Source organism: Pseudoalteromonas sp. 2CM41L (assembly GCF_023161905.1).
Taxonomy (GTDB): Bacteria; Pseudomonadota; Gammaproteobacteria; order Enterobacterales; family Alteromonadaceae; genus Pseudoalteromonas; species Pseudoalteromonas atlantica.
This window is the reverse complement of sequence record NZ_JALNTN010000010.1, coordinates 142,042-151,997: the sequence shown is the minus strand read 5'-3', so window position 1 is coordinate 151,997 and position 9,956 is coordinate 142,042. Positions and strand designations below refer to the sequence as shown.

Here is a 9,956-nt window from a genome sequence, read left to right as displayed (position 1 = left end):
GAAGGGCAGCGCATGTTTGGCATTTATGCTGCGTTATCGCCTATTTATGGGGAGTAACCACACTTCATAGGCTCTGCTTTGCCTAAAAACCAAACATACTGCTGCAAATTCAACCATCAAAGATCAACACGCCCTAGTATAAGCAAATAAAAATGCCGCTAAATTTAGCGGCATTTTTTTATAACTTCTAATACTTCATTCATCACTTAAAAAAGCCATAATTTATTAGCTAGTGGACTTAAACGCAGGCGATTCGCAGGCTTTTACAATAAAAGAATAGCCATAAGGCATAGTTTCATTTGGCGTAATCTCTACTATTTCGTAATCGTTCAACTCTACCACTTTGCTATTTTTGGCTTTTTTACACCTTGAGTATTCATCCGCTTCGTAATTAAATGCAAACATCGCTATAAGGTGTTTACTACGCCCAAAATAACCTTCAGTAGCAACAAATGAACTTGCAGATTCGGCGAATTCATTTATTTCTTCTGCTTTTGGCGAGCTGGGTTGAGTTTTTGTTTCCTGTTTAGCCAGCCTTTCATTTAGGTTGACCATAGCATGCCCCTTTACCTCAGGAGAGTCACTAGCCAGCTCTCTTCCAAAATAGAAACCGTTTTCTATATCTGATAGAAATGTTGCTTCATCCCTATCGTCCAATAAAGGATAGAGGGTACTTAAAGTTATGAAGGCTAATATTAATCTAATAGATGCGGTAAGTAAGGGAGAGTAGCTTTGACTTATATATTTAATGCTTTGCGAACCAAATGGCTTTATAAGTAACAGCATTATAATATAAAAGGGTAAAATAAATTGAAATATTAGTAATGTACAGAGTGTAATTCCTAATGCCCAAATGGGTAAATATATCAAAGTTGCAAAATTGTGTGTGTAGCTCATGTTTGCAGCTGATACGTGAGTTACTTCGTTAACAATACTGCTTGCATTTGCCAAAACAAAATTAGCAATGGTTGCATAAAAAACCAAAATTAAAGCTTTGCCTGCTAAAGAGTGCCATAGTTTATTAAACTTTGGCCAAAATTCAATTACCAGGGCGGTCATTGTTAAAAGCGCACAAAGTGACCAGGATTTAAAGAAAATCACAGATATAAGCGCTGCTAAGTAAAGCTTTTGCGCGGTGCTAAGGCTAAACCATATGGGTTTAATATGCTTATCAATATCAGCTTTAAGAGGCTGCAATTTTTTTTGCAGCTTTTTAAATAACCTACTGGCTCGCCATTTTATAATTTTATAACGCCTTAACACCGACTTTCCTTATCGTATGAGGTAATAAACCCCAGTTAGTTTAATAGGGGCTTTAGGTAATGCCCAGTATGCGAGCGTTCACATTCGGCTACTTCTTCAGGCGTGCCTGCAATGAGTATTTCACCGCCCCCAGCGCCCCCTTCAGGGCCTAAATCAACCACCCAGTCTGCGGTTTTAACCACATCTAAGTTATGCTCAATTACCACAATGGTATTACCATGATCGCGCAGGCGATGTAATACCACAAGTAGTTGTTCAATATCGGCAAAGTGAAGGCCGGTTGTTGGCTCATCAAGTATATACAATGTTTTACCTGTATCGCGTTTAGAAAGCTCACGAGCCAGTTTTACACGTTGTGCTTCACCACCAGAGAGCGTGGTAGCAGCTTGCCCTAGGCGAATATACGATAAACCTACGTCCATTAGCGTTTTAAGTTTACGCGCTATTGCAGGTATTTTATCAAAGTAGTCGTGCGCGTCTTCAACGGTCATTTCGAGCACTTGGTGAATGTTTTTACCTTTGTATTGTACTTCTAAGGTTTCGCGGTTATAGCGCGCGCCCTTACATACATCGCACGGTACATATACATCAGGCAAAAAGTGCATTTCTACTTTAATTACACCATCCCCTTGGCAGGCTTCACAGCGCCCGCCTTTCACGTTAAAGCTAAAGCGACCTACTTTATAGCCGCGAGAGCGGGCTTCTTGTGTACCTGCAAATAACTCACGAATACCGGTAAAAATACCTGTGTAGGTTGCAGGGTTTGAGCGCGGTGTGCGACCAATTGGGCTTTGGTCAATATCAATCACTTTGTCAAAGTGATCAAGGCCACTAATTGATTTGTAAGGCGCGGCTTCTGCCGTGGTCGCGCCGTTAAGCTCGGTATGCGCAAGCTTAAAGAGTGTATCGTTAATGAGCGTTGATTTACCTGAGCCTGATACCCCTGTAATACAGGTTAATAAGCCAAATGGAATTTTTAAGTCTACATTTTTTAGGTTATTACCTGTGGCACCAAATAGCTCAAGCCATTTGTCGCTGGTTGGGTTACGCTCTTGTGGCACTTCTATTTTGCGCACGCCTGATAAAAACTGGCCCGTTACTGAGTCTTTAGTGGCTAAAATATCGTCACGTGTACCTTGTGCAATAATGTGTCCGCCGTGCACTCCCGCGCCAGGGCCAATATCAATAATGTGATCGGCTGCGCGAATCGCGTCTTCATCGTGCTCAACAACAATAACGGTATTACCTAAGTCGCGTAAATGCACCAATGTTTGTAATAAACGGTCGTTATCGCGCTGGTGTAAACCAATTGATGGCTCATCTAGTACGTACATTACGCCTACAAGGCCTGCACCTATTTGACTGGCTAAACGAATACGCTGGGCTTCACCACCGGAGAGGGTATCGGCACTGCGCTCAAGCGATAAGTAATTAAGGCCTACATTAATTAAAAACGATAAGCGGTCGCGAATTTCTTTCAGGATTTTTTCAGCTATTTGGGCTTTTTGACCCGTAAGTGATAAGCCTTCAAAAAAGTCCATCGCTTCGCCAATGCTCATGGTAGTAATAGCAGGCAGGTTTGTTTGACCTATAAATACGTGGCGTGCTTCTTGGCGCAAACGCGAGCCATGACAACTAGGGCACGCTTGGCTAGTTTGATATTTAGCGAGCTCTTCACGCACCGAGTTTGACTCAGTTTCGCGATAGCGACGGTTCATGTTGTTTAACACGCCTTCAAACTCGTGGTTGCGTGTTATTAAATCGCCCCTATCGTTACGGTAGTTAAAGGCTATTTTTGTTTGCCCTGAGCCTTCTAAAATAATTTTTTGCGATTCTTTAGCCAGCTTTTCAAATGGCACATCTAAATCAAAGTTATAGTGCTCGGCGACCGCCTGTAGCATTTGAAAATAATAAAAGCTGCGTTTATCCCATCCTTTAATAGCACCACCTGCAAGGCTGAGCTCTGGGTTATGTACCACACGGTTAGGATCAAAGTATTGGCGTACGCCTAAACCATCACAGCTTTGACACGCACCTGCAGGGTTATTAAACGAAAATAAGCGCGGTTCTAATTCGGTCATTGCGTAGCCACAGGTGGGGCAGGCAAAATTTGCCGAGAACAGCATTTCTTCTATCGTGCTGTCGTCCATGTAGGCTACATTTGCCACACCGCCAGACATCTCTAGTGCGGTTTCGAACGACTCTGCTAAACGCTGCTGTTGGCCATCTTTTACTTTAAAGCGGTCAACCACCACTTCAATAGTGTGTTTTTTATGAAGCTCAAGTGTTGGCGGATCTGATAAGTCGCATACTTCGCCGTCTATACGAGCGCGAATGTAGCCTTGGCTTGCAAGTTGCTCAAGTAATTTAACGTGCTCACCTTTACGCTCTTTAACCACTGGCGCTAAAAGCATCAGCTTAGTGCCCTCTGGCAGTGCTAAAACGGTATCAACCATTTGGCTAATTGTTTGTGCTGCAAGTGGTAAGTCGTGGGTTGGGCATCGTGGTTCGCCCACGCGGGCAAACATTAAACGCAAGTAATCGTATATTTCGGTAATGGTACCCACTGTTGAGCGAGGATTGTGCGATGTAGATTTTTGCTCAATAGAAATGGCGGGAGAGAGGCCTTCAATATGATCAACGTCGGGCTTTTCCATTAACGATAAAAATTGCCTTGCGTAGGCAGAAAGTGACTCAACATAACGACGCTGTCCTTCTGCATATAAAGTATCAAATGCCAGTGATGACTTTCCCGAACCAGATAGGCCTGTGATAACAATTAATTTATCACGTGGGATGGTTAGGCTGATGTCTTTTAAATTGTGCGTACGGGCGCCTCGGACTTCAATGTTTTCCATGCTATCTCGTTTATTACCAAAATTATTTGTCCAGTATCGCATAATACGAAACATTATTAATCAATGATCAACGAAAAAATCCTTACTTATAGGCGATTAATTATTGCCAAGCTTGTGGTAGAATCCCAGCCTAAATTTTTCATATCGTAAGAATACGCAGATAATGACCGCATCTTCACTTAATTCACGAGAAAAGCGCGCCGCTGTATCGCTGGCGAGTGTGTTTGCATTTAGAATGCTCGGCTTGTTTATGCTGATGCCTGTATTGGCTATTTATGGCCAATCGCTTGATGGTTTTTCGCCTATGTGGATAGGATTTGCTATTGGCGCGTATGGCTTAACGCAAGCGGTACTGCAAATTCCTATGGGGCGTTTGTCAGATAAAATAGGCCGTAAAAAAGTAATTGTTGGTGGCTTAGTTGTGTTTGCGTTGGGCTCTGTTATTGCAGCCCTTGCTGAATCTATTCAAATGGTTACAGTGGGCCGTGCACTACAAGGTATGGGCGCTATAGCCAGTGCGCTGCTTGCTTTTGCCAGCGACCTAAGCCGCGACGAACAGCGCCCTAAAGTAATGGCCGTAATTGGTATGAGTATAGGCATGAGCTTTGCTTTTGCTATGTTACTTGGGCCTATTGTTGCCGCGTCGTGGGGTGTAGCAGGCGTATTCTGGTTAACAGCAATACTTGCTGTGTTCGGTATTGGTATTATTTTATTTCTAGTGCCAAACGCAGTAAACAAAGCGCCCAAAGGCGATACCTTGGCAAGCTTTAGTGATATTAAAAAGCTTATTAAGCATCCGCAATTATCGCGCTTAAATGCAGGCGTATTACTGCTACATTTAACGCTAACCACTATTTTTGTGGTACTGCCGAGCCAACTAATAAAAGATGGCTTAGTGGCAAACCATCATTGGTATTTATATATTCCAGTATTGCTGTTAGCGTTTATTTTAATGGTCCCTATTATGATTATTGCCATTAAAAAAGAAAAAGAAAAACAGGCGTTTATTGGCTCAGTAGCACTGCTTTCTATTAGTATGCTTGCTATGTCTATTTGGGTGAATAGCGTGGTTGGCATTGCCATTTGTATGCTGCTTTATTTTGTAGCATTTAATTTTTTAGAAGCCACTATGCCTGCGCTTGTATCGCGTATTGCGCCCGCTAGCCAAAAAGGTTCGGCAATGGGTGGGTATTCGTCTAGCCAGTTTTTGGGGGCTTTTTTAGGTGGTATTTTAGGGGGTTATGTTGCCCAAACTACAAGTACGCAAGCTGTGTTTGCGGCAGCGGCACTTGTTGGGTTAATATGGCTTATTATTGCGTGGAAAATGCAAGTCCCACCGAAAAGTAAAGTTATTAGTTTAATGACCAATTTAAGTTCTGAAGAGCAAGCTCAAGCACTTGCTTCTCAGCTAGTTGCTTTACCTGGCGTAATAGAAGCAACAGTAGTACGCGACGAAAGCCGCAGCTATTTAAAGATTAATGATAAAGAATTTGACCTAGACCAAGCACGTAAAGTAGCTGGTTTAATCTAACGTTTATAGGAGAAGGTTCCATGGCACGCGGTGTGAACAAAGTAATTTTGGTTGGTAATTTAGGACAAGATCCTGAAGTTCGTTACATGCCTAATGGCAATGGTGTAGCAAATATTACCTTAGCAACGTCAGACAGCTATAAAGACAAAAACACTGGCCAAATGGTTGATAAAACTGAATGGCACCGTGTAGTATTTTTTGGCAAGCTAGCTGAAATTGTTGGTGAGTACTGCCGTAAAGGCTCGCAAATTTACGTTGAAGGTAAACTTCAAACACGTAAATGGACCGACCAACAAGGCCAAGAAAAATACACAACAGAAATCGTTGTTGATGGCTTTACGGGTCAAATGCAAATGCTAGGCGCTCGCGGTGGCGATCAGCAAGGTGGTGGTTATCAAGGTAATCAAGGCGGCCAACAAGGTGGCGGTTACCAAAATAATCAACAAGGCGGTGGCTATGGTCAAAACAACCAAGCTCAAAACAGCCAGCAAAGTGGTTATGCGCCACAGCAACAAGCTGCACCAGCACAACGCCCAGCTGCAGCACCTGCTCCACAGCAGAATAACCAATACCAGCAATCAAACAACAGTGGCTTTGCTCCTGGGCAAAGTAATGCGCCACAGCAGCAAGGTGGTTTTGCACCTAAGCCGCAAAACGCCCCTCAGGGCGGTGCATCAAATCCTATGGAACCCACAATAGATTTTGATGACGACATTCCGTTCTAACCAAAGACAAAAAAATAAATGTTGAAAAATTTACTTAAAAGCCGCTATTTAGCGGCTTTTTTGTAACTACACGTTTTAGCACAAAAGGCACTGTTTCTATCTACCATTTAACGCCTTAAAGTCACTCAAAACGCGCTATTAGCGCCTTTTTATAGGCTAAAAATTGAATGGCACATATAACTAAAAAGCAGCCTGAGTAAGTCACTAACTGAGCAACTGGCTCGGGGCGAACAAAATATTCATGTAACAGCGCCCCAATTAACGTACCCGCCAATAAAACATACGCAACATAGGTAAACAGTGCTTTTTGCTTTTCATTTTTAATAAACAAAAGAGCAAGCATCATTAAACCCACTACCAACTCCAGTAAACCAACGCTATACATATAAATTTTAGCGTTAACGGGCAGTACCTGCGCAAAGTAGCTAAAGGTTTTAACGCTTACCTGCGCTGCTAATAATTTTGGCAGGGCAAACTTAAACATAAAAAGCGCGCTGGCTAAATTTAAAAGGTTACTAAATAAATTCTTCATGAAAGCTTATGCCTTAATAAAGCAGCCGTAAGGTAATAAACGCCACGGCTGCAATTTAAATGGTTACACAACAGTGCCGCGAATAGGGTAGTTATTTTGCTCTTTAATAAACTTTAGGCCTCTTACAACCACGTCTAACTCAGGGCGTAAATACGGGGCATTAGAAATATTTACAGCTTGCAATACCCCTTGCTCATTTACGACAAATATCGCGGGCTCTGCAAAGTTGTGGTCGGTTTCTTGCTCAGAGCGAGGTGAGGAAATATACAGCCCAAGTTGTTTCATTTGCTGCTGTGTTAAACCATACGCAATAGGAAAGCTAATCGCGAGTGTGTCCATGCTTTGTGTTAGCTGTGCGCGGCTATCTGCAGAAACGGCACAAACGCTCACCCCAAGTGCCTTTAATGCGGGTAATTGCGCTTCTAGTAAATTTAAGTAACGCATACAAAGCGGGCAATGCTTGCCTCTGTATACCACGAGCATTTGCCACTCGGCGCCACCGTGCGGCTTACTTAGATCTGCGGTTGTACCATCGAGCAAGTGTGCAGTAACTGTTGGAAATGAATTACCGGCTATTAATTTAAATGACTCTGACATAAAAACCTCTTTTATACTGATTGTGAATGATTTTTTTTAACAAATAAGTACAGCGCGGTGAGTGCACATAAGCTGATACAGCTAATAAAAATATTGCGAGTGCCTCCTGGGATATATTCAACAAACGATGTTAAAAATTGCCCAGAAAAAACAGCCATTGTGAAATAAGAGAGGTTACGACCGCGAACAGAGGCTGCGCTGCGCTCTACGGTCATATGGTTTAATAGTGGGATGCTAAAACCAAAGCCAATACCGCTAAACACAGCGCCTATTACCAATAACGCTGTACCCGTTTGTAAAAAGAAAGCAAATGATGCCCCATAGCCTATAAATGCCAGCGCAAGTACTTTTTGCTCGCCCATTTTTTTAGTTAACTGAGGCATAAAGTGTGCCCCAACAACAGCCACTAACGAGATGAAAGAGAGTAAAAACCCTACTTGTTCTTCATTATAATTTTGCGCATGCATTGTGCTGGGTAGTAAAACAATTGCGCTAAAAAACGTGATCATTGCAAGCACAGCCAGCGAATACACATGCTTAAGAGATAAGCCTTTATTTGATATTACGTGCTCTTGTGTTGCTTGTGCCTCTTGTGCTTGAGGGTGATTACGCGGCACAAAAAGTAGCAACATGGCTAAAAATACCCAAGAAATAAGGTACAACGATAATGGTAAAGCCCAATGCTGCACAGCAAGTAGGCCACCTATAAATAGAAATATAACGCCACCGAGCTCTATTGCCATACCTTGCTTAGCAAGCATGCCTAGGCGCGCTTTACCAAAGTACCACTGTGATATTAAAACGGTACAACCGGCCATAACAATTGAGGTAACACCGCCAAGCAAAATACGGTTAGCAAAAACCAACAACGGCCCTTGTAACCAATACACGCTTGCACCTAAAAAGCCGTATAAAAATAAGCCAATAATTAATGAACGGTAAGCGCCATATTTATCAATTAATTTACCTGCAATAGGCGCAAATATAACAGCCCCTAAAGCCGGTAAGGTCACTAAAAATACCGCACTGTCAGCAACATTTAGGGCTGTTGATATACTGATTAAACCAGGTGCAACCAATGCACCCACCATGATTGTTAAGCAAGCTATACACAGCAAAGTGTAGCTTCCTGCGTTATTGAGTTTATTCATAAGTATTCTCTGTTTTTAAATGGGGCAACTAAGGGGGACTTACGCTTAGTTGCAAGGAGTTAATGGCGGTTATTTTTTTGCGAGAGAGTTAAAAGCAGCGCTGATGGTAATTAACACTACACTAAGGACGACTACGCCAGGCCACTGGTACAAAGCAAAGGCTTTCACACCAATAATTGAGCCAAATGCGCCACCTAAGTAGTAGCCGAGCATGTACACACCATTAATACGGCTTTGTGCGCTTGGGTCTATGCTAAATACGCGGACTTGATTGGCTACTTGTGCGCTAAAAATAGCGAAGTCGATTAAAATAATACCGATAATTAGGGCTATTAGGTTTCCTAAAAAAACGCCTGTAATAGCAAAGCCAATTGCGGCAAGTGTGAGTACTATCATGACTAATTTTTTAGAGCCCAACGCATTGACCCACTTACCCGAAGACTTAGCCCCTATTACGCCAGCTAATGCGATGATGCCAAATAATCCGGCCTCTTGGGCACTGTAGTTAAAAGGTGCATCACTGACATAAATAGCTAAAGTAGCCCACAGTACATTAAAAGCAGCAAACCAAAGCGCGCCAGTTAAAGTAAACACTTGTAGTGGTTTGTGCTGTTTAAATAACGCCACTGTACTTTTAAGTAGCGGCCAGTAACGTAAGCTAGTTTGTGGTTTATTTAGGGGTAAAAAGAGCCTAAGTAGTACACCAAATAGCGCAGCTAATATTGCAGACATAACAAATACGCCACGCCAACCAAAGTGCTCTCCTACAAAACCGCTTAACGTGCGTGAAAGTAAAATACCAATGGTTAGACCCATCATTAAGGTGCCCAATGTAGCCCCTTTATTTTCAGCAGATACAAGTGATGCCGCAAAAGGGATTAATTGCTGGGTAATGTTGGCACTTACCCCTATTAAAAATACCGACATTAATAACAGCGGTAAGTTAGGTGTAAATACGGCAAAACTACATGCAATAACCAGTAAGCCCGATAAAATGCTTATTAAGCGACGACGCGCAATAGAATCCCCCAGCGGCGAAATAAACAATAGGGCAAAAGCGTAACCAAATTGAGTAAATGCGGGAATGCTACCAAGTTGTGAATCCGTTAAATTAAACTCGTTATCAATCAGGGGTAAAATTGGCTGGCTGTAATATAGGTTTGCAGCGGTTGCTGCAATGGCGGTTGTCATCAACAATAAAATAAAGCGACTTAACGAGGCACTTTGCGTTACCTGGGTCATTTTGCTCTCCAACATTAAAAGGTAGGCGAATGATAGAGGGAGAAGCTTGATGTTAGA

8 protein-coding genes are annotated in these 9,956 nt (G+C 42.5%); 2 read left to right on the top strand and 6 right to left on the bottom strand.

Annotated elements, in window-relative coordinates:
- Positions 1-225: 225 nt before the first annotated feature.
- Together MTF64_RS13060 and uvrA are read right to left on the bottom strand one after the other, a co-directional pair.
- On the bottom strand, positions 226-1,263 hold the full coding sequence (locus MTF64_RS13060) for a hypothetical protein (RefSeq protein ID WP_096041069.1): 1,038 nt from the start codon (positions 1,261-1,263) through the stop codon (positions 226-228).
- A 35-nt stretch (positions 1,264-1,298) separates the two neighbouring features.
- Positions 1,299-4,121, bottom strand: coding sequence for an excinuclease ABC subunit UvrA (uvrA, locus tag MTF64_RS13055; RefSeq protein WP_096042531.1), 2,823 nt, complete (start codon positions 4,119-4,121; stop codon positions 1,299-1,301).
- A 163-nt stretch (positions 4,122-4,284) separates the two neighbouring features.
- On the opposite strand from uvrA, the gene MTF64_RS13050 reads away from it, so the two are divergent.
- Entirely contained in the window at positions 4,285-5,652 is a 1,368-nt protein-coding gene (locus MTF64_RS13050) for an MFS transporter (RefSeq protein ID WP_054982921.1), read from the top strand.
- A 20-nt stretch (positions 5,653-5,672) separates the two neighbouring features.
- Positions 5,673-6,377 (top strand): single-stranded DNA-binding protein, encoded by a 705-nt coding sequence (gene ssb / locus MTF64_RS13045; protein ID WP_248451657.1) that lies wholly within the window; start codon positions 5,673-5,675, stop codon positions 6,375-6,377.
- A 121-nt stretch (positions 6,378-6,498) separates the two neighbouring features.
- Here the strand turns inward: ssb and MTF64_RS13040 are convergent, their stop codons facing one another.
- The 4 genes from MTF64_RS13040 to MTF64_RS13025 all read right to left on the bottom strand — a co-directional run bounded on the left by MTF64_RS13040 (position 6,499) and on the right by MTF64_RS13025 (position 9,899).
- Positions 6,499-6,909, bottom strand: coding sequence for a hypothetical protein (locus tag MTF64_RS13040; RefSeq protein ID WP_055254627.1), 411 nt, complete (start codon positions 6,907-6,909; stop codon positions 6,499-6,501).
- A 63-nt stretch (positions 6,910-6,972) separates the two neighbouring features.
- On the bottom strand, positions 6,973-7,506 hold the full coding sequence (locus MTF64_RS13035) for a redoxin domain-containing protein (protein WP_096041070.1): 534 nt from the start codon (positions 7,504-7,506) through the stop codon (positions 6,973-6,975).
- Positions 7,507-7,517: 11 nt separating this feature from the next.
- Entirely contained in the window at positions 7,518-8,657 is a 1,140-nt protein-coding gene (locus tag MTF64_RS13030) for an MFS transporter (RefSeq protein WP_055254624.1), read from the bottom strand.
- A 69-nt stretch (positions 8,658-8,726) separates the two neighbouring features.
- Positions 8,727-9,899 carry an MFS transporter gene (locus MTF64_RS13025; RefSeq protein ID WP_248451656.1) on the bottom strand — a complete coding sequence of 391 codons (1,173 nt, stop codon included), beginning with the start codon at positions 9,897-9,899 and terminating at the stop codon, positions 8,727-8,729.
- Positions 9,900-9,956: the final 57 nt, after the last annotated feature.

What these genes read in the sequence shown, in the direction of transcription:
- uvrA (WP_096042531.1), bottom strand. Translation starts at nt 4,121, where the DNA reads ATGGAAAACATTGAAGTCCGAGGCGCCCGTACGCACAATTTAAAAGAC.
- MTF64_RS13050 (WP_054982921.1), top strand. Translation starts at nt 4,285, where the DNA reads ATGACCGCATCTTCACTTAATTCACGAGAAAAGCGCGCCGCTGTATCG.
- ssb (WP_248451657.1), top strand. Translation starts at nt 5,673, where the DNA reads ATGGCACGCGGTGTGAACAAAGTAATTTTGGTTGGTAATTTAGGACAA.
- MTF64_RS13040 (WP_055254627.1), bottom strand. Translation starts at nt 6,909, where the DNA reads ATGAAGAATTTATTTAGTAACCTTTTAAATTTAGCCAGCGCGCTTTTT.
- MTF64_RS13035 (WP_096041070.1), bottom strand. Translation starts at nt 7,506, where the DNA reads ATGTCAGAGTCATTTAAATTAATAGCCGGTAATTCATTTCCAACAGTT.
- MTF64_RS13030 (WP_055254624.1), bottom strand. Translation starts at nt 8,657, where the DNA reads ATGAATAAACTCAATAACGCAGGAAGCTACACTTTGCTGTGTATAGCT.
- MTF64_RS13025 (WP_248451656.1), bottom strand. Translation starts at nt 9,899, where the DNA reads ATGACCCAGGTAACGCAAAGTGCCTCGTTAAGTCGCTTTATTTTATTG.